This window comes from Halobaculum sp. CBA1158 (genome assembly GCF_021431925.1).
Lineage (GTDB): Archaea > Halobacteriota > Halobacteria > Halobacteriales > Haloferacaceae > Halobaculum.
In genome coordinates this window covers 2,531,268-2,548,693 of record NZ_CP090371.1, presented here as the reverse complement: position 1 = coordinate 2,548,693, position 17,426 = coordinate 2,531,268, and the positions used below count along the sequence as shown (strand labels likewise).

At 69.1% G+C, this 17,426-nt stretch carries 22 protein-coding genes and 1 tRNA gene; 14 read left to right on the top strand and 9 right to left on the bottom strand.

Annotation, left to right across the window (positions count from 1 at the left end; genetic code table 11):
• The first annotated feature begins 145 nt into the window (after positions 1 to 145).
• The gene (locus Hbl1158_RS13290; RefSeq protein WP_234297733.1) at positions 146 to 1,495 is read left to right on the top strand and encodes an aminotransferase class III-fold pyridoxal phosphate-dependent enzyme; all 1,350 of its coding nucleotides are present in this window, start codon (positions 146 to 148) and stop codon (positions 1,493 to 1,495) included.
• A 27-nt stretch (positions 1,496 to 1,522) separates the two neighbouring features.
• Here Hbl1158_RS13290 and Hbl1158_RS13285 read toward each other — a convergent pair whose 3' ends face one another.
• Positions 1,523 to 1,864: a hypothetical protein gene (locus tag Hbl1158_RS13285; RefSeq protein ID WP_234297732.1), complete on the bottom strand. Its 342-nt coding sequence runs from the start codon at positions 1,862 to 1,864 to the stop codon at positions 1,523 to 1,525.
• A 234-nt stretch (positions 1,865 to 2,098) separates the two neighbouring features.
• Between Hbl1158_RS13285 and Hbl1158_RS13280 the strand changes: the two genes are divergently transcribed.
• From Hbl1158_RS13280 to Hbl1158_RS13270, 3 genes are all read left to right on the top strand, one after another.
• A complete protein-coding gene (locus Hbl1158_RS13280) occupies positions 2,099 to 3,016 on the top strand; it encodes an A/G-specific adenine glycosylase (RefSeq protein ID WP_234297731.1) in 918 nt (305 codons plus the stop codon).
• An 88-nt stretch (positions 3,017 to 3,104) separates the two neighbouring features.
• Complete coding sequence (locus tag Hbl1158_RS13275) at positions 3,105 to 3,251, top strand: hypothetical protein (protein WP_234297730.1); 147 nt, start codon at positions 3,105 to 3,107, stop codon at positions 3,249 to 3,251.
• Positions 3,252 to 3,299: 48 nt separating this feature from the next.
• Positions 3,300 to 3,491 carry a hypothetical protein gene (locus Hbl1158_RS13270; protein WP_234297729.1) on the top strand — a complete coding sequence of 64 codons (192 nt, stop codon included), beginning with the start codon at positions 3,300 to 3,302 and terminating at the stop codon, positions 3,489 to 3,491.
• Between the two features lie 20 nt (positions 3,492 to 3,511).
• Here Hbl1158_RS13270 and Hbl1158_RS13265 read toward each other — a convergent pair whose 3' ends face one another.
• Positions 3,512 to 4,474: an NADPH:quinone reductase gene (locus Hbl1158_RS13265; protein ID WP_234297728.1), complete on the bottom strand. Its 963-nt coding sequence runs from the start codon at positions 4,472 to 4,474 to the stop codon at positions 3,512 to 3,514.
• Between the two features lie 127 nt (positions 4,475 to 4,601).
• On the opposite strand from Hbl1158_RS13265, the gene Hbl1158_RS13260 reads away from it, so the two are divergent.
• The 3 genes from Hbl1158_RS13260 to sucD all read left to right on the top strand — a co-directional run bounded on the left by Hbl1158_RS13260 (position 4,602) and on the right by sucD (position 7,021).
• Complete coding sequence (locus Hbl1158_RS13260) at positions 4,602 to 4,886, top strand: hypothetical protein (protein ID WP_234297727.1); 285 nt, start codon at positions 4,602 to 4,604, stop codon at positions 4,884 to 4,886.
• Positions 4,887 to 5,009: 123 nt separating this feature from the next.
• The gene (gene sucC / locus Hbl1158_RS13255) at positions 5,010 to 6,155 is read left to right on the top strand and encodes an ADP-forming succinate--CoA ligase subunit beta (RefSeq protein WP_234297726.1); all 1,146 of its coding nucleotides are present in this window, start codon (positions 5,010 to 5,012) and stop codon (positions 6,153 to 6,155) included.
• Positions 6,152 to 7,021: a succinate--CoA ligase subunit alpha gene (sucD, locus tag Hbl1158_RS13250; RefSeq protein WP_234297725.1), complete on the top strand. Its 870-nt coding sequence runs from the start codon at positions 6,152 to 6,154 to the stop codon at positions 7,019 to 7,021. The genes sucC and sucD overlap by 4 nt, the downstream gene beginning before the upstream one ends.
• Positions 7,022 to 7,042: 21 nt before the next feature.
• On the opposite strand, the gene Hbl1158_RS13245 is transcribed toward sucD, so the two are convergent.
• Entirely contained in the window at positions 7,043 to 8,131 is a 1,089-nt protein-coding gene (locus Hbl1158_RS13245; RefSeq protein WP_234297724.1) for a hypothetical protein, read from the bottom strand.
• Between the two features lie 222 nt (positions 8,132 to 8,353).
• Here Hbl1158_RS13245 and Hbl1158_RS17260 point away from each other — a divergent pair, with 222 nt between their 5' ends.
• The 3 genes from Hbl1158_RS17260 (at position 8,354) to Hbl1158_RS13230 (ending at position 10,139) form a co-directional block, all read left to right on the top strand.
• A complete protein-coding gene (locus tag Hbl1158_RS17260) occupies positions 8,354 to 8,962 on the top strand; it encodes a PGF-CTERM sorting domain-containing protein (protein WP_303647419.1) in 609 nt (202 codons plus the stop codon).
• Between the two features lie 320 nt (positions 8,963 to 9,282).
• Positions 9,283 to 9,888: a DUF1684 domain-containing protein gene (locus Hbl1158_RS13235; protein WP_234297723.1), complete on the top strand. Its 606-nt coding sequence runs from the start codon at positions 9,283 to 9,285 to the stop codon at positions 9,886 to 9,888.
• 74 nt (positions 9,889 to 9,962) lie between these two features.
• Positions 9,963 to 10,139 (top strand): hypothetical protein, encoded by a 177-nt coding sequence (locus Hbl1158_RS13230; protein ID WP_234297722.1) that lies wholly within the window; start codon positions 9,963 to 9,965, stop codon positions 10,137 to 10,139.
• Between the two features lie 53 nt (positions 10,140 to 10,192).
• Here the strand turns inward: Hbl1158_RS13230 and Hbl1158_RS13225 are convergent, their stop codons facing one another.
• From Hbl1158_RS13225 to Hbl1158_RS13205, 5 genes are all read right to left on the bottom strand, one after another.
• Positions 10,193 to 11,089, bottom strand: a complete 897-nt coding sequence (locus Hbl1158_RS13225; RefSeq protein WP_234297721.1) for an aldolase/citrate lyase family protein — start codon at positions 11,087 to 11,089, stop codon at positions 10,193 to 10,195.
• Between the two features lie 78 nt (positions 11,090 to 11,167).
• On the bottom strand, positions 11,168 to 11,404 hold the full coding sequence (locus Hbl1158_RS13220) for a hypothetical protein (RefSeq protein WP_234297720.1): 237 nt from the start codon (positions 11,402 to 11,404) through the stop codon (positions 11,168 to 11,170).
• Between the two features lie 155 nt (positions 11,405 to 11,559).
• A complete protein-coding gene (locus Hbl1158_RS13215) occupies positions 11,560 to 11,847 on the bottom strand; it encodes a DUF6360 family protein (protein WP_234297719.1) in 288 nt (95 codons plus the stop codon).
• A 9-nt stretch (positions 11,848 to 11,856) separates the two neighbouring features.
• The gene (locus tag Hbl1158_RS13210) at positions 11,857 to 13,623 is read right to left on the bottom strand and encodes a ferredoxin--nitrite reductase (protein ID WP_234297718.1); all 1,767 of its coding nucleotides are present in this window, start codon (positions 13,621 to 13,623) and stop codon (positions 11,857 to 11,859) included.
• Between the two features lie 47 nt (positions 13,624 to 13,670).
• Positions 13,671 to 14,042, bottom strand: a complete 372-nt coding sequence (locus Hbl1158_RS13205; RefSeq protein ID WP_234297717.1) for a hypothetical protein — start codon at positions 14,040 to 14,042, stop codon at positions 13,671 to 13,673.
• Between the two features lie 217 nt (positions 14,043 to 14,259).
• Between Hbl1158_RS13205 and Hbl1158_RS13200 the strand changes: the two genes are divergently transcribed.
• Both Hbl1158_RS13200 and Hbl1158_RS13195 read left to right on the top strand, forming a co-directional pair.
• A complete protein-coding gene (locus tag Hbl1158_RS13200; RefSeq protein WP_234297716.1) occupies positions 14,260 to 14,409 on the top strand; it encodes a hypothetical protein in 150 nt (49 codons plus the stop codon).
• A 144-nt stretch (positions 14,410 to 14,553) separates the two neighbouring features.
• Positions 14,554 to 15,828 carry a hypothetical protein gene (locus tag Hbl1158_RS13195; protein ID WP_234297715.1) on the top strand — a complete coding sequence of 425 codons (1,275 nt, stop codon included), beginning with the start codon at positions 14,554 to 14,556 and terminating at the stop codon, positions 15,826 to 15,828.
• A gap of 59 nt (positions 15,829 to 15,887) precedes the next feature.
• Here the strand turns inward: Hbl1158_RS13195 and Hbl1158_RS13190 are convergent.
• Positions 15,888 to 16,036, bottom strand: a tRNA-Met gene (locus Hbl1158_RS13190).
• Positions 16,037 to 16,051: 15 nt separating this feature from the next.
• Here Hbl1158_RS13190 and Hbl1158_RS13185 point away from each other — a divergent pair.
• The gene (locus Hbl1158_RS13185; protein ID WP_234297714.1) at positions 16,052 to 16,216 is read left to right on the top strand and encodes a hypothetical protein; all 165 of its coding nucleotides are present in this window, start codon (positions 16,052 to 16,054) and stop codon (positions 16,214 to 16,216) included.
• Between the two features lie 104 nt (positions 16,217 to 16,320).
• On the top strand, positions 16,321 to 17,412 hold the full coding sequence (locus tag Hbl1158_RS13180) for a hypothetical protein (RefSeq protein ID WP_234297713.1): 1,092 nt from the start codon (positions 16,321 to 16,323) through the stop codon (positions 17,410 to 17,412).
• Positions 17,413 to 17,426: the final 14 nt, after the last annotated feature.

Here is a 17,426-nt window from a genome sequence, read left to right as displayed (position 1 = left end):
GTGATCGGACCGCGTTCGCGACGCCGAAAACCCGACACGGACTGGTCGTCCGTCGAAAGAGTTGTACCAGACACAACATCGGACCGAATGTTCGAACCGTTCTCAGTCTGCGGCGGTTTTATTTCCACGTGTTCCAACTCTCGGTATGGACCGAGACACCGCCGAGGTTCGGGTCGGGTCGATGCCCGGCGAACGCGCCCGAGAGTGGGCGGCGTACCACCGCGAGGTGGCCGCGACGAGCACGTACGTGTACGACTTCGTCTGGGACATCACGGCCGAATCGGCGGGCCCGTTCTGCACCGACGTCGACGGCAACGTCCTGCTGGATTTCACGTCCCACGTCGCCGCCGCGCCGCTGGGGTACAACAACCCCAAGATCACCGAGCCGATGGCCGAGTTCGACCTCGTCGACCCGACGAAGATCGCCGGCCAGGACTTCTACGTCTCCGACGGCTCCGACCCGGGCGAGTCGACGATCCCCGGCCCCGCCGACCTGATGCACGAACTCGTCGAGCGGACCGGGCACTACGGACTGGACACCGTGTTCCTGTCGAACTCGGGTGCCGAGGCCGTCGAGAACGCGATCAAGGTCTGCTATGACGCCTCCGGCGGCGGGACGTACGGCGTCACCTTCGAGGGGGCGTTCCACGGCCGGACGCTCGGGGCGCTCTCGCTGAATCGCTCGAAGTCGGTCTACCGTCGGGAGTTCCCCGAGATGTCTGGCGTCCACGACGTGCCGTTCTGTGACGACCGCGGCTGCTCGCCGGAGACGTGCTCGTGCGGCTTCTTCGTCGACGACGGCGACACCTCGGTCCTCCGGGAGAAACTCCACCCGAAGACCGGCCACGTCGACCCCGACGAGCTCTCGTACATCATCATGGAGCCGATCCAGGGCGAGGGCGGCTACCGCTTCCCGTCGGAGGCGTTCATGGAGGAGGTCGCCGACCTCGCGACGGCCCACGACGTGCCACTCGTCGCCGACGAGATCCAGTCGGGGATGGGCCGCACGGGCGAGTGGTGGGGCTCGGATCACTACCCCGTCGAGCCGGACGTGATCACCGGCGCGAAGGGGATGCGCGTGGGCGCGACCATCGCGAACGAGGACACCTTCCCCGAGGAGCGCGCGCGTCTCTCCTCGACGTGGGGCGCGGGCGACGTCGTCGCCTCCGCGCAGGGCGTGTTCACTCTGCGCGCTATCGATGAGTACGACCTGTTAGAGAACGCGGTCGTCCGCGGCGAGCAGTTCAAAGAGACCGTCCGCGACGCCGACCTCTCGGGCGTGACGGACGTGCGCGGGGAGGGGCTGATGCTCGCCGTCGAGTTCGAGTCGGGGGACCTGCGAGACGGGGTGCAGGAAGCCGCGCTGAAGCGCGGCCTGCTCACGCTCGCGTGCGGGTCGACGGTGATCCGCGTTCTCCCGCCGCTGGACGTGACTGAACGGGAGATCGCGATGGGTGCCGAACTGTTGATCGAGGCCGTCGGCGACGTGAACTGAACCGCGTCGGCGACGCGATCCGAACGGTTACTGCTGGTAGCGACGCTCGTCGTTTCGCTCGGGGTAGCCGCCGCCCCCGCCCGCGCCGCCAGCGCCGCCGGTCATCTCGTCGTACGTCATCCCCGACAGGTACTCGTCGTACGTCACGTCGAACGCCTGCCTGAGGTGGAAATCGAGGTCGCCGGTGTCGAGGGTCCGCCGGAACAGCGCGTGGATCCCGCGGCGCACGAGTTCGTCGCGGTCGGTGCCCAGCGCCGCCGCCAGGAGGGCGAGTTCGTGTTTCGTCTCGCGATCGAGGTCGACGCCGACCTCGTCGTCGAGGTCGCCGTACTCTTCGGTGATCGCGGCGTCGAGGTCGTCGAGGCTCATGGCCGATGCAAGCGGCGGCCGCCGGATACCCGTTACGCTCCGTCCCGCGACAGCGACGACGACGGCGACCGCGACAGCGACGACGACGGCGACGGCGACCGCGACAGCGACGACGACGGCGACGGCGACCGCGACAGCGACGTATCCGCGACGCGACCGGCGGCAACCGCGCCGGCGACGCAGTCGCCGTGGGGAACCGTCAGCACCTTCCGCGCCCGGGGACAGCCATCTCCAATGAGCGAACACCTCCCCGACGACGACCGCGAGGCGGTGCGGGAGGCGCTGATCGAGTGGTACGAGGCCGACCACCGCGAGTTCCCGTGGCGGCGAACCGACGACGCCTATCGGATCCTCGTCTCGGAGGTGATGAGCCAGCAGACCCAGCTGTCTCGGGTCGAGGAGGCGTACGCAGACTTCCTCGAGCGCTGGCCGGAGGTGTCGGATCTGGCAGCCACCGACCGCGGCGAGGTGGTGGCGTTCTGGTCGGACCACTCCCTCGGCTACAACAACCGCGCGACGTACCTCCACGAGGCGGCCACGCAGGTCGTCGAGGAGTACGGGGGGGAGTTCCCCGAGGAGCCCGACGAACTGCAGGAGCTGATGGGCGTCGGACCGTACACCGCCAACGCGGTCGCGTCGTTCGCGTTCGACAACGGCGACGCCGTGGTCGACACGAACGTCAAGCGGGTGCTGTACCGCGCGTTCGGCGTTCCCGACGACGACTCGGCGTTCGAACGGGCGGCGTCGGCGCTCATGCCGGACGGGGAGTCCCGGGTCTGGAACAACGCGATCATGGAACTGGGCGGCGTCGCCTGCGGAAAGAACCCGCGGTGTGACGAGGAAGGGTGCCCGTGGCGCGAGTGGTGTCACGCCTACCAGACCGGTGACTTCACGGCACCCGACGTTCCGACACAACCGAGCTTCGAGGGGAGTCGTCGCCAGTTCCGCGGACGGATCGTTCGACTCCTCGGAGAACACGACGAGATGGACCTGGACACGCTCGGTCATCGGATCCGAGTGGATTACACTCCTGATGGGGAGCACGGGCGAGAGTGGCTGCGTGGTCTCCTTTCCGACCTCGCCGCCGACGGTCTCGTCGAGGTCGAGGAGTCCGACGACGGCGACCAACCCCTGGTTCTGCTCGCGTCGTGACCGGCGGGCGACACTCGGGGACACCAGTCGGGCCATCGCCCCGCCGGCAACCGTAATTCGTTTACCGCGCGTGCTCCGCCGAGGGAGTATGCCGACCTGCCAGAACTGCGAATCGTTCGTCACCGAGCGATACGTGAAGGTGTTCGAGCCCGAAGGCGTCACGCAGCCCCGCGCGTGTCCCCACTGCGAGGACATGGTCCGGCGCGGCAAGACCGTCCGCGCGAAGAAGAACTGAGCCGTCGACCGCGCCAGCGTTATCCGCCGACCGGCCGTTCGATGTCGGGTGACCCGCACCTGCCCGGACTGCGACGTGGAGATGAGCGAGACGAGCCACAAGACGACGTACAGCGGTGACGGACTCCGAGTGAACACCTCGGGAGGGCTGTTAGGGGCTCTCGATCTGAAAGGGACGTACGTCGAGACGGTCGTCTGTCCCGAGTGCGGGCTGGTCAGGTTCTACGCGGCGACGGAGTAGGTCGCCGGCGACGATTCGCCTTACGGCTCGATGACGAGTTTCCCGAGGAAGCTCTCGGTCATCACGTCCTGTTGCGCCTCGGCAGCCTCCTCCAGTCCGTAGCTGTCGGCCACCTCGATCGAGACGTCCTCGCCCCACAGCGACCCGATGTCCGCGAGCGCGTCCGCCAGGCTCGGCGTGTTGAACATCGACATGAGCTGGAGGTTCAGGTCCGTGCCGCGGGCGGCCGCGGAGTTCGGGAAGCCGATCGCGGGGTCGTTCTCGCCGATGCCGACGACGCGACAGCCCTGGGCGGCGACCTCGGCGTCGAAGCCGAGGTACTCGTCGAGGCGGTGATCGAGGATCACGTCGACGCCGTCGCCGCCGGCGGCGTCGGTGATCGCCGCGGCGAGATCGTCGCGGCCGTAGTCGAACACGGCGTCCGCGCCCAGCCCGCGGACGGCGTCGTGGTAGCCCTCGGCGGCCGTCGCGATCGTGTGTGCGCCCGTCGCGGCCGCGACCTGGACGGCGGCGTGGCCGACGCCGCCGGAGCCGCCGTGGATCAACACGGTCTCGGCGGGCCGGAGGGTCGCGTGCTGGATCAGCGCTCGCCAGGCGGTGACGGCGGCGACGCCCGCGCCGCCGGCGGCGACGAGGTCCGCCCCCGCCGGCAGCACGGCGAATCGGTCGTCGGGGACGGCGACGTACTCGGCGTACCCGCCCGGTATCGTCGAGGAGAGCCCGGTCGCGACCACCGGGTCGCCGACGGCGACCCCCTCGACGGCCTCGCCCACAGCGACGGCCTCGCCGGCGGCGTCGACGCCCGGGATCGCGGGCAGACCGTACGGCTCGTAAGAGCCCTCGCGGAAGTACGTGTCCACGGGGTTGACGCCCGCGGCGGCTACCTCGACGAGCACCTCGTCGGGGGCCGGGTCGGGCCGGTCGAGTTCCTCCACCTGGAGGACCGATTCGTCGCCGTGCTCGTGGAATCGAACCGCGCGCATGGGATCGATGTCCGGCCGCGAGGACTTAACTCCGGGCGACGGCGGAAACGCACGGATCCCCTCGGGTGAGACCGTCGCCGCTGGCGACCGGTGGAGTGAAATCGTCCGCCGCGATACACGCCTTCGTATGTCACTCCGGCACGTCGGCGCGACGACCTTCGCGGCCGGACTGTTCGTGTGTGTCGTCTCGGCGGTGACGGTCGGGGTCGCGTGGGGCGGCACCGACGCGTTCTGTCCGGGGGCGCGTCGCCTGACTGAGTACGCGATCCTCGGGATCGAGGGGGTCCCGCCGACGGTGCGGTACACCGACGGATGCAACGAGTTCGCGCTCAGTCCGGCGGTGCAGTGGTCGGGTCTCGCGACGGTCGTCGGACTGGCTCTCGCCGCGGTCGGCCAGGCGGCCGCCGAGTGAGACGGCCGCCGCCAACCCGGACGAGTCGGGTCGGACGCCGCCGCGAACGCGGATCCGGGCACGGCCGCGAACGCGACCGGAATCGGCGGGATTTAACCTCCCGAGTGGCCCCTACCCACACGCATGAAACTTCACGAATATCAGGCGAAGCAGGTCTTCGCCGACGCCGGGATCCCGACCCCGGACTCGCGGCTCGCGTCCACCGTCGACGAGGTCATGGACGCGGTCGACGAGATCGGCTACCCGGCGGCCATCAAGGCGCAGGTCCACGTCGGCGGACGTGGGAAGGCTGGGGGCATCGAGATCGCCACGAGCGAGGCGGAGGCGCGCGAGGCCGCCGAGTCCATCCTGGGGATGGACCTCAAGGGCTACACCGTCGACACGGTCCTCGTCGAGGCCGGCGTCGACTTCGAGAACGAGCTGTACGTCGGCATCACGATGGACCGCAACGAGGGCGAGCCCGTCGCGATGGTCTCCACCGAGGGAGGCGTCGACATCGAGTCCGTCGCCGAGGAGACGCCCGAGAAGATCGCCCGCGAGCACATCGACCCCGCGTTCGGCCTGCACCCGTATCAGGCCCGGAAGGTCGTCTTCGAGGCCGGCATCCCGAGCGACGTGGCGATGGACGTGGCGTCGATCCTGGGGACGCTGTACGACCTGTACGAGTCGAAGGACGCCTCCGAGATCGAGATCAACCCCGTCATGGTCACCGCCGACCGCGAGGTCGTCGCCGCGGACGCTGTGATGAACATCGACGAGGACGCGCTGTTCCGCCAGCCCGAACTGGCGGAGATGGAAGACGAGGCCGCCGGCGACGAGCTGGAGGCGAAGGCCAACGAGTACGGCTTCGACTACGTCCGCCTGTCGGGCAACGTCGGCATCATCGGTAACGGCGCGGGCCTGGTGATGACGACGCTCGACCTCGTGGACCACTACGGCGGCTCGCCCGCCAACTTCCTCGACGTCGGCGGTGGCGCGAAGGCCGAGCGCGTCGCGAACGCGCTGGACATGGTGTTCTCCGACGAGAACGTCGACTCGGTCGTGTTCAACATCTTCGGCGGGATCACCCGCGGCGACGAGGTCGCCAAGGGGATCAACGAGGCGCTGGAGCAGTTCGACGAGATACCCAAGCCGGTCGTCGTCCGCCTCGCGGGGACGAACGCCGAGGAGGGAATGGAGATCCTCAACGAGGACCTCGTGCAGGTCGAGGGGACCCTGGAGGACGCGGTGCAGCGTGCGGTCAAGAACGCACAGGAGGTGACCCAATGAGCATTTTCGTCGACGACGACACCCGCGTCGTGGTGCAGGGCATCACGGGCGGGGAAGGCAAGTTCCACACCGAACAGATGCTGGCGTACGGCACGAACGTCGTCGCGGGCGCTGTGCCCGGCAAGGGCGGCGAGGAGGTCGCCGGCGTCCCCGTCTACGACACCGTCGACGAGGCCGTCGACGCCGAGGACGCCGACGCCTCGGTCGTGTTCGTCCCGCCGGCGTTCGCCGGCGACGCCGTCTTCGAGGCGCTGGACACGGATCTGGACCTCGTGGTCGCCATCACCGAGGGGATCCCGACCCAGGACATGGCGAAGGTGAACAAGCGCCTCTCGGAGGTCGACACGCAACTGCTGGGTCCCAACTGCCCCGGCATCATCACGCCCGGCGAGGCGAAGCTCGGCATCCTCCCCGGCAACATCTTCGAGGCCGGCAACGTGGGGCTCGTCTCCCGGTCGGGGACCCTCACGTACCAGGTCGTCTCGAACCTCACCGAGCGCGGCATCGGCCAGACGACCGCCATCGGCATCGGCGGCGACCCGATCATCGGCACCTCCTTCGTCGACGCGCTGGAGGCGTTCGAGGCCGACCCCGACACCGACGCCGTCGTCATGTGCGGCGAGATCGGCGGCGAGGACGAGGAGCAGGCCGCGCGGTTCATCGCCGAGAACATGGACACGCCCGTCGCCGGCTTCATCGCCGGCCGCACGGCCCCGCCGGGCAAGCGCATGGGCCACGCGGGCGCTATCGTCTCCGGGTCGGGCACCGGCACCGCCGAGTCGAAGATCGGCGCGCTCAACGACGCGGGCGTCCCCGTCGGCGACACCCCCAACGAGGTCGCCGACTACATCGAGGACTTCCTGTAGGACGGCCGTCGCCCCGCCGGCTCACTCCTCGTTTGCGTGACCCGCGGAGCCGTCGGCGTCGAGGACGAACGGTCCCGCCGAGAGCGTCCGTAGCGCGACGGTGGCCGCCCGGAGCACGTACGACGTGAGCGTCATGAACGGTGCCAACGCGGCGGCGTACCCGACCGTCATGAACACGAGCAGGTTCGAGACGCCCAGCGTCCGGCCGGTGATGTCGGCCACGTCGACCGCGAGGATGACGTATGAGATGCCGACGATGACGGGGATCGACACCACCAGCAGGTCCCGCGAGAGGCGGGCGAACTCCCGTTCGAAGTACAGCGACTTGACGAACTCGCGGGCGGCGGCGAACCGCTGGAGCGCCTCGACCATCCCGTCGACGGCGTCCTCGGCCGCCGCCGGGAGTTCCTCCTCGCGGCGCGCGCGGAAGCCGCGCAGGGCGTGTAGTTGGGCGGCGTAGTCGTACTCCAGCGTCGCCAACAGCACGCCGATGCTCCCGGGTTCGCTCCCGTCGAGTCCCCGGGTGGCGCGCTCGGCCTCGGCGTCGGCCAACTCGACGAGTCGAGCGACCTCGCCGGTCGGGTCCCCGTCGGTCGCCTCGTCGAGCCCCGGGTGGCCGGGGTTGTCCTCGACGGCCGACTGGAGGTCCTGTGCGGCCGACAGCACGGCACCGGCGACCGCCCGGAGGAAGTCACCGATCTGCGCCGGGGCCATCGACGCGTCGAGTAGCTCCTCGGTCTCCCGCCGGAACTCGGTCGCGCGCTCGATCCGGTCGCGCTGCTGGCCGACGGGCGACAGTTCCTGAGAGACGACCAGCGACGCGACCGAGACGACGATCGACACCAGCAGGATGACCCCCGACAGCAGCGTGTCGAACAGCCGAGCCGTGTTCGACCGCGTGAACAGGCCGGTCACCTCGACCGCCGAGTACGGCGACAGCGGGATCACGACGAGCGGAACGACGCCGACGAGCCCCGCGGCGACGAGCCGGCGGTTCCCCGTGAGCAGTACCCATCGGCGGATCCGGGCCGGCAGCGGACGCCGCGCGCGCACGCCCTCCTCCGATGGCTGCGGCACGCGACCGTCGCCGGACCCTGACTCCGAACTCATCGTCGGGTCCACGAGCGGCCGAGGCTTAACTCCGGGCGGATCGCGGCGGGGAGAACGCGGCCGTCGCCCCCGCGCGTCCGCCGCCACACGCCCTCGCGATCAGCCACCGATCCCCACGCCGTATGCCATCTTATCACGTTCGCGAGCGACGGGTTCTTTCGTGTCTGTCGTGAAACCCGAGGCACCTCCGGCATCGCAGACGCCGAGAGCACTCAGATACCGATGACCACTCGACACGCACTCCCCGCGCTCGTACTGCTCTCCGTGCTGGTCGGTGCCGTCGCCCTGACGGGCGGCGTCGCCGTCGCACAAGAGAACGGAACCGCATCCGTAAGCATCGACGACCAGACCGCGACCGACGAGGTGACGATCGACTCCGCGACGCTGCCCGACGGCGGATTCATCGTCGTCTACAACGCCTCCAGCGCCATCGTCGCCACCAGCGACGCGCTCGACGCCGGCACGCACGAGAACGTCACCCTCTCTGTGTCGCCCGCCTTCGAGCGCAGCCAGGTCGTCGTCGCCGAGGTCCGTATGAACAACGGCAGCGAGTCGTTCAACGCCAGCGAGGACGCGCCGTACACGAACGACAACGGCCAGCCGGTCGGTGACACCGCGTACGTGACCGTCGATACCGGCGACACGTCGACCGAGACCACCGACGCCTCCGAAACCACCGAGGCACCCGAGACGACTGAGGCACCCGAGACGACCGCCGCTGACGACGGGACGACCGAAACCACCGAGTCGACTGAGACGAGCTTCCCCGGCTTCGGAGCCGTCGCCGCCCTCGTCGCGCTCGTCGGTGCCGCCCTGCTCGCCCGCCGGTAAGCGCGCAGCGATCGCGGCGGAATCGAGCGACGCCGAATCGGTCCGGTCGTCGAACTCGGACGACGACGCGAACCGCGGGCCGGCGGACCCGGCCCGTCGAGCCGACCCGCGTTCTCGCGAGAGTACCCGGCAACGGCACAGCAGCGGCACAGCCACGCTCCGATCCGGAAACCACACGGCCGAGTCGGAGGCCACACGGTCATCCGAGAGCCCCGGTGACGGGGGCAGAGGTGGCGGCAGCGACGGAGTGAAGACGGAGACGGAGGCGACGGCGGTCGCCGGAACGCGGGATTGAACCGGCCGCGCGCGAATCAACGCACATGACCGACGACAACGCCGACGCCGCGGACGCCGACTCCGGCGTCGACCCCGACGACGAGTGGGTCTCACAGCTCCGCGAGATGCGCGCCGAGAAGGACGAGTTCTTCGCGAGCGACCCGCAGTCACCGCTCGACCCCGCACACAGCGACGGGTTCGACGGCCTCGACTACTTCGACCCGAACCCGGCCTATCGCGTCGAGGCGGACGTGACGGTCCACGACGACCTCGAGACCACGGAGTTGACCGTCCGCAACGGCACGGCCGAGCGCTTCCACGAGGTCGCGACGCTGTCGTTCACCGTCCCGACGGCCGACGGCGACGCGGTCGAGGAGACGCTGTCGGCGCTTCGCGCCGAGGGGTCGCGGGCGCTGTTCCTCCCGTTTCGCGACAAGACGACCGGACAGCAGACGTACGACGGCGGCCGATACATGGACCTGCACCCCAAGGGCGACCTCGCCGACGTCGACGCGGTGACGCTGGACTTCAACCTCGCGTACACCCCGTTTTGCGCGTTCTCGGACGCGTTCGCGTGTCCGCTGCCGCCGACGGAGAACTGGCTCGACGTGGCGGTGCCGGCGGGCGAGCGGACGCCGGATCTCGAGTGAGGGCCGCGGCCCGGCGACGGACCGACGAACCGGAAGGACAACCCTTAGTACGAGTCGGCGACTTGCCTCCGGCAATGGAACGAAAGGTGCTCCTGGGCGGGGCCCTGATGCTCGTCGGGACGCTGCTGCTCGTCCCCGGGGTCTCACCGACGGCCGGTACGCCGGCACGGCTCGCGCTGTTGCCCGCGGCGGCGCTGTTGACCTACGGAACGTACCTCATCGGCACGAGCGAGGACGGCCGCGCGGTCTGAGCGGGCGACCCCGCGCACCGACTCGCTTCTCCGCCCGCCGGTTTTCTATCCGCTCACTCCGCGCCGCGTCGGTCGTACCGCGCCAGCGACGCCTCCGCGCCGTCAAGCAGGTAGCCCGCGTCGGTGCCGACGATCTGGAAGTCGAAGCCGAGGCTCGCCCACCGGTCGACCTCCGTCGGCGACGTGGCGAGCGTGCCGACCGGGATCTCGCTCGCGTCGAGCACGTCGCCGACGGCCGACTCGAACCGCTCGGAGCCGTACTCGCCGAAGACGCCCAGGTCCGAGGAGAGGTCCGCGGGGCCGACGAGCAGGGCGTCGAGACCGTCGACGCCGGCGATGTCGCCGGCGTTCGCGACCGCCTCGGCGGTCTCGATCTGTGCGATCGTCGCGACGCGGTCGTTCGCGTCCGCGTAGTAGTCGGCCAGATCCCGGCCGTAGCCCGACGCGCGCGCACCGGCGACGCCCCGTCGGCCCGCGGGCGGGTAGCGCGCGGCCGCGACGAACGACTCCGCCTCCTCGCGGGCGTTCACCTGCGGGGCCATCACGCCGGCCGCGCCCGTATCGAGGACGCGCTTGATCCGGACGTGATCGTTCCAGGCGACGCGCACGACCGGGGCGGTCTCCGTGGCGTCGCCGTCGCCGCCGCGGTCGTCGCACGCGTCGCCGCCGCGGTCGTCGCACGCGTCGCCGGCGCGGTCGTCGCACGCGTCGCCAGCGCGGTCGTCGCACGCATCGCCGCCGCGGTCGCGACCGCCGTCGCCGGCGGCGTCGACCGCGCGGACGGTCTCCTCGACGGTCTCGATGCCCGTCGGCGCGTGTTCGGTGTCGATCACGACGAAGTCAGCGTCGGTGAGCGCGAGCGCCTCGGCGACCTGCGGCGACGGGAGCGACAGCCAATGGCCGGCGGGGTTCGCTCGGAGCGTCGCCCGGAGGCCGGATCGGTCGGTCATGGCGGGCGCTCGTCGCCGGCGACACATCAAGCCCGCAGAAAGCGGCGATCCCGGCGCGGTTCACGGTTCGACCGGGCCTCACGACGACGCCGAGCGCACGAGTCCCGCGAGAAAGGCCCCGCCGCAGATCGCGACCGCGACGACGACGACTCCGACAGCCTGCTCGGGGGAGCTGTCGATCCACCGCTGGAGCCACCACGCCCAGTAGCGGAGTTCGGTGTAGACGGCGAAGCGGTACGGGAAGTGGATCCACGCCAACAGCGTCACGACGGCGATGGCGAGGTGGTCGACCGCGTCCCGTTCCCGGACCCACATGGGCCGTCGTCGCCGTCGGCGACGCAAAAGGATTCGTCCCCGACTCTCGGCGCTGAGAACCGCGCGAGCGAGGTCCGGCGGGCGTCGTCGGTCGCCGTCGGTCGCCGTCGATCCCGTCAGGCGTCGTCGGTCGCCGTCGGTCGCCGTCGATCCCGTCAGGCGTCGTCGGTCGCCGCCTCGACGCGGGCGGCGTACGTCTCCAGTTCGCCCGCGAGTTCGCGCGCCTCGGCCGCCGAGAGGGTGACGCCCTCCGCGTGGGCGGGGAGTTCCTCCAGCCCCGTGTTGTCGAGTTCGAGTTCGAGGGTGACGTGGTCGGGGTCCTCGCGCGGTGCCGTGACGTTCAACACTGCGACCGCCTCCTCGTCGAAGTCGTGGCCGCGGGCGTGGCCGTCGAGCAGGTCGAAGGTGGTGTAGGCGTTGACGCGGATGAGCCGGTCGGGCATACCGCCCGGTCAGTCGTCCGAGGGGATAGGACTGCCGTCCGCGCGCGCCGGTGCGGGCGAGTCGTCCATGTCGTCCTCGTCGGCGTAGGGGTACCACGTCATCTTCGTGTTGTGCATGTACGGGTCCTCGTAGTCCGTCTCCTCGGGCTCGACGAGTTCGGCGAGCGCCTCCTCGTCGGTGCGCTCGACGAAGTCGCGGAACGACTCGTCGCCCTGGCGACGCTCCTCGAAGTTCGCGAGGAGGTTCTCGATCGCGCCGGGAACCTCGTCGGCGGGCACGCGCTGTTCGACCCACTCGGCGAAGCGCGGCTCTGCGCCGAGGCCGCCGCCGAGGCCGATGTCCAGCGCCTCGACCGGTTCGCCGTCCTTGCGGGTCTTCATCCCGCGGAGACTGATGTCGGCGATCTGCGGCTGCGCGCAGGAGGCGGTGCAGCCAGACAGGTGGATGTGGAAGTCCTCGACGCCCGCCGGCACCTCGACGTTCTCCTTGAGCCAGCGGGCGTACCGCACCTGCCGGTTCTTCGTCTCGACGATCGACAGCGAGCAGAACTCCGTGCCCGTGCAGGCGATGGAGCCGCGCATGAACGTGTGCGGGTCCGGCTCGTAGGTGTCGAGCAGGTCCTCGGCGAGCAGGTCGTCGAGGTCCTCCTCGGGCACGTCGGTGACGATGACGTTCTGGCGCTGGGTGACGCGCACCTCGCCGGAGCCGTACTCGTCGGCGATGCGTGCGAGCTCACGGGTGTCGTCCGCGCCCATCCGGCCGACGAGGACGTTCAGCCCGACGTAGTAGTTGCCGTCGTTCTGCTCGTGGACGCCGACGTGGTCGTGGTGGCCGTCGTCGTTACGCCCGGAGTTGTACGTGTACTCGTCGCGGAGGTCCTCGCCGGCGGTCTGGAGCTCGAAGTCGACGTAGTCCTCCTGGAGGACCCGGCGGATCTTCTCGGTGCCCCACTCGTCGGTGAGGAACTTCATCCGGGCGTTGTAGCGGTCCTCGCGGTCGCCGTGGTCGTTGAACAGCGCCGAGATGCCGCCCGCGACCGCGTCGGCGTCCTCCGGCGGGACGAACACGTCGATGCTGCGGGCGAGGCGTGGCTCGTTGCGCGAGAGACCGCCGCCGACGCGGACGTTGAAGCCCTTCACGCCGTCCTTCTCGGCCGGCTCGAACGCGAGGTCGTTGATGTCGCCCTGGCCGCAGCCCTCCTCGCAGCCGGTGACGCTCACTTTCCACTTTCGCGGGAGGTTGGCGTGGTCGTCGTTGCCCTTGAACGTCTCGTTGAGGTCCATCGCGACCGGCAGCGCGTCGACGAACTCGTTGGAGTCCTTGCCGGCGACGGGGCAGCCGACGATGTTACGCCAGGAGTCACCGCACGCCTGCTGGGTGGAGAGGCCGTTCGCCTCCAGCTTCTCGAATATCTCGGGCACGTCCTCCAGGCGGATCCAGTGGAGTTGGATCGACTGGCGGGTCGTCCAGTCGACGTACGCGTCGCCGAACTCGGGGTTCTCCCCGGGGCCGCGGGCGTACTCGTCGGCGATGTCGGCGACGACCTCGGTCTGGCCCGGCGTCAGCACGCCGTTGGGCGTCCCGATCCGCATCATGAAGTAGCTCTCCTGGCCGTTCCGCTGGTGGTACAGCCCCCACCACTTGAAGCGCTCGAACCAGGCGTCGTGTTCGTCCTCCGGGATCGACTCCCACCCCTCCTCGGCGAACTCCATCAGGTGCTCCCTGATCTCGTTGCCGTACACCTCCGATTTCCAGTTTTCGACGTCCGTCGGCATTCGTGGACGAACACATTCGCCCCACGTCCCTAAAGCACGCCTCCCCGTCAATCCTCCCCGGCGCTACCGGGAACCGGCAACGCTTGCGACGACCGCGGCGCGCCGAGCCCGCCCCGCGGGAACCGCACCGCTTCCCCCGCTATCGACCGGAACGCCCCGCCGACGATGCGTCCGACCGCGAGCCCGGAGACGTTCGCGGACTGCCCGCACCGGATACATTGGCCGTACACGTCCGCCGTGACGGTGCGGCCGTCGGCCCCGACCCCGGTGAAGCCCTCAACGACGAAGTCCGCACAGTCGCACGCACAGACCGCCTCGTCGCCGCCGGCGACGCGCCACAGTTCGCTGACGCTGACGCGGCGCTCGTCGTTCACCGACACCCACGCGCCGTCGTCGAGCACGCGGATCGCGACGCTCATGGCCGGACGGAGGTGACCGGCGGACATACCCTCGTCGCCGGTCGCAACCGCCGACGCTTCCGGTGACACCTCTATCCCGCCCGATCGGGTGACTGCGGACAGATCGATCGCTCACCATCGTGTTCGATACCGGCAATATCGTACGGTACTGGGGAGCGCCGGTGAGGCTTGGTCGGGCGTGGCTGGTTTATGTGGATAGGGTACGTGTACTTCTTCGATGGCAGAACAGAAGACTGACGATCGATACGGCGACGAGGACGTCGACACTTCTCATCTCGACGATCTCGAGGACGGGTGCGGCTGTGCGGAGGTGTGGGAGCACCTCTCCGACGAGGACGAGGAGGAAGAAGCGGCCGACGCGGAGTGACACGGCTGGGGGTACACACATCGGCCGTCCCGGGCCGCGGAGCCACCTAGTGACGCGTCCGAACGGCCGGACCCCAAGTACTGATTATCTGAATTTATAATCTGACGATAATACTTATTTGGATACATATGACGGTAGTGACACGTGAGACGACGAAGAGTACTGGAGTACGGCGGTGCGGCCGGCATCGGTCTTCTCACCGGCTGTGCCGGCCTTCGCAGTCAACTCGCGGACGAGCGACGAGAACCGACACCGGCCGAGACAGAGCGACGAGACGACACCCCCACGCCCGATCCGACACCGACCGCTACACCCGAACCGACGGCACCTGAACCACGCTTCGTGGTCGACGACTCCGGTGACGGGGACTACGAGACGCTCCAAGAGGCGTATCGGGTCGCACAAGACGGCGACGTGATCGGGATCGAGAGTGGTTCGTACGAGGTGACTTTCGGCGGGGACGACCTGGACATCGAGAAGTCGTTGACGCTGGTCGGCGCCGGTAGGGAAGAGACGACGGTCGCGATCGATGGCCCGCAACAGGAGATATCCATGAGCGGCAACGCCGTCGACTACTGGCACGTCACCGTCGAACCGCTCCGCGAAAATGGGTTCGTGTACTCCGACGCGAGCTGGTCACTCTCGTATGCCACTTACAACGTACCGACCCGGGGGTGGAAGGGGGGTGCACAGATCGGGACGAAGATAGACGCATACGAGACGGTGTTCGACGCGGCTCCCATCTCGTCGGACTCGGTTTCGGGGGTCCGAGAAGATCTGAGCGAGTTCGTGCTCAAGATCGGGATACTCGAAGCCGAAGATTGCACGTTCCGACGTCCGATCGACGTCCAGGAGGTGGCCGTAGAGGACAGTCGGTTTACTTCCCCGGTGCGGCTCAGGGACTCCACGTCGTCCTTTTCAGGAGGAGAGATATCGAATACGAGGTTCGACAATGGGATCACAATCGTGAACGGCTCAGCAGGGGAGTTCACGATCCGGCGCTCGGAGATACGCCCGGACGGAGACGGGACCGCGGTCACAGCCAGTTCGGGAGGTGGCGAATCGAGCATCCTGAACTCGACGATTTTCGGCCGGATCGTCGACGGCGGGGACTTCGGTCTGGCACGCCTAGAAGGCAACGTCTTTCGAGCCGAAGAGGCCGATATCGAGTTCTTCATCGACGGATACGGCGCAGACCGGATCGTCGTGAACGCGTTCCGCGACGGCGACATCCGCATCCAGAATGGGCAACCGACTGTGTTTGACGACGAACGAGGACTCGGCAATTACTACTCGGCCTTCGACGGGACCGACGATGACGACGACGGCATTCTAGACCTGCCGCGTCCGATTCCGGGTGACGGAGATATCTCCGACCAGTATCCGCTCGCGACGGACGATCCGTCGGAATACCTCTAGATGTGGACGTAGGAGGAGACCCGTCGGTAGCCGAAACGAGTTCATCAGTCGAAAGCTAGTGCCGGGGGTGGGCTCCGAACCCACGATCTCCGCATGACCCAGGTACGAGGCTCGGCGGGCCCCGTTGGGGCGGAGGCTTCCAAGGCGTTCCGCACCGAATCTCGAAACCCTATGAGTGCGGCGCTATGTCCAGCTAAGCCACCCCGGCTCACGTCCACGTCGGGTGGTCGCACTCTTGAACCTTCCCATCCCGAACGGGTTCGACACGCCGGGACACACCGACGGCGAGGCCGACGACGAAGACCACCGAACGCCGATGGCGATCCTGACAGGTCCCGCCGGGGTCGACGACGACAGCGACGGGACTGCGACGGTGACAGCGACGTGACGGCGACAGCGCCGATATTACTGATGTCGTGAGACCGCCGGAGTATCGCGGGCGTGACCGGCGTACCCGCCGGGTTTAAGCCATGCGGCGGGCGAAACGGAGGTATGACTCTGCCGGAACTGGTCCAGGGGGAGTTGGGCGACGAGAGCCCGGTCGCCCGCGTCCACCTCGGCGGTGACGACGAACTGTTCGTCACCCCGACCCGCACCCTCGTCTACCGCGCCGAGGGGCTGCTCTCGGACGAATCCGTCGAGGAGTACCCGCACGACGCCGAGCGCGTCGCCGTCTCCGAGTCGCGCAGGAAGGCGACGTTCAGCCTCGAGTACGGCCTCGACGGCGACCGGTCGTTCTCGGTCCCGCGGGGGAAACTCGACGACGTGCTCCACCCCGTGCTCGCGGGCGTCCTCTCGGCGGCCGGGATCACAGAGCCGGGCGAGACAGTCGAGCGGACCTTCCGCTTCTCGGAGCTCACCCTCGTCGTCACCTCCGCGCGCCTCGTGAAGCACGTCGGCGCGGCCGTCTGGGACGCCGACTACGAGGAGTTCCACTACGACGACGTGACCGACCTCGACTTCGAGGAGGGGAGCGTCGCCACCTCGGTCGTCCTGACGGCGAACGGCCGCCAAGAGCGGTTCAAGGCCCCCAGCGATCGCGCTCGCGACGTTCGCGAGACGCTGACCGACGCGCTGGTGACCCACTATGACGTGGACAGCCTGGAGGAGTTCCGCGCGCTCGCGGCCGCCGCCGAGGGCGACGACGAGGCAGACGAGTCGGTCGACCGCACCGACTTCGGGAGCGGTCCCGACCCCCTCTCGGCCGAGCCCGCGGAGGTCGACGCCGCCGGCGACCGTGTCGAGGATCCGTCGGCCCGAGACGGGGAACGGGCCGACGACTCTCCCGCGGCCACCGCCTCCGCCGGCGGCGACGCGGGCGGCGACGCCGTGGGTGACGCAGGCGGCACGGCGGCGGCGACGGAGGTTCGGCCGGACCCCGACGCCGCGACCGACCGCGGCGGCGACGCGGCGACCGAGGGGGACAGCTTCGGCGACACCGGCTTCGAGCCGGCCGAGCCGACCGACGACGTCGCCGAGGAGGTCGCGCTGCTTCGCGAGACCGTCGAGCGACAGGCCGAGCAGTTGGAGCGCCACACCGAGCTGATCGAACAGCTCATCGAGGAGCTCCGTCGCGGTCGCTGAGACGGCGCGACGCC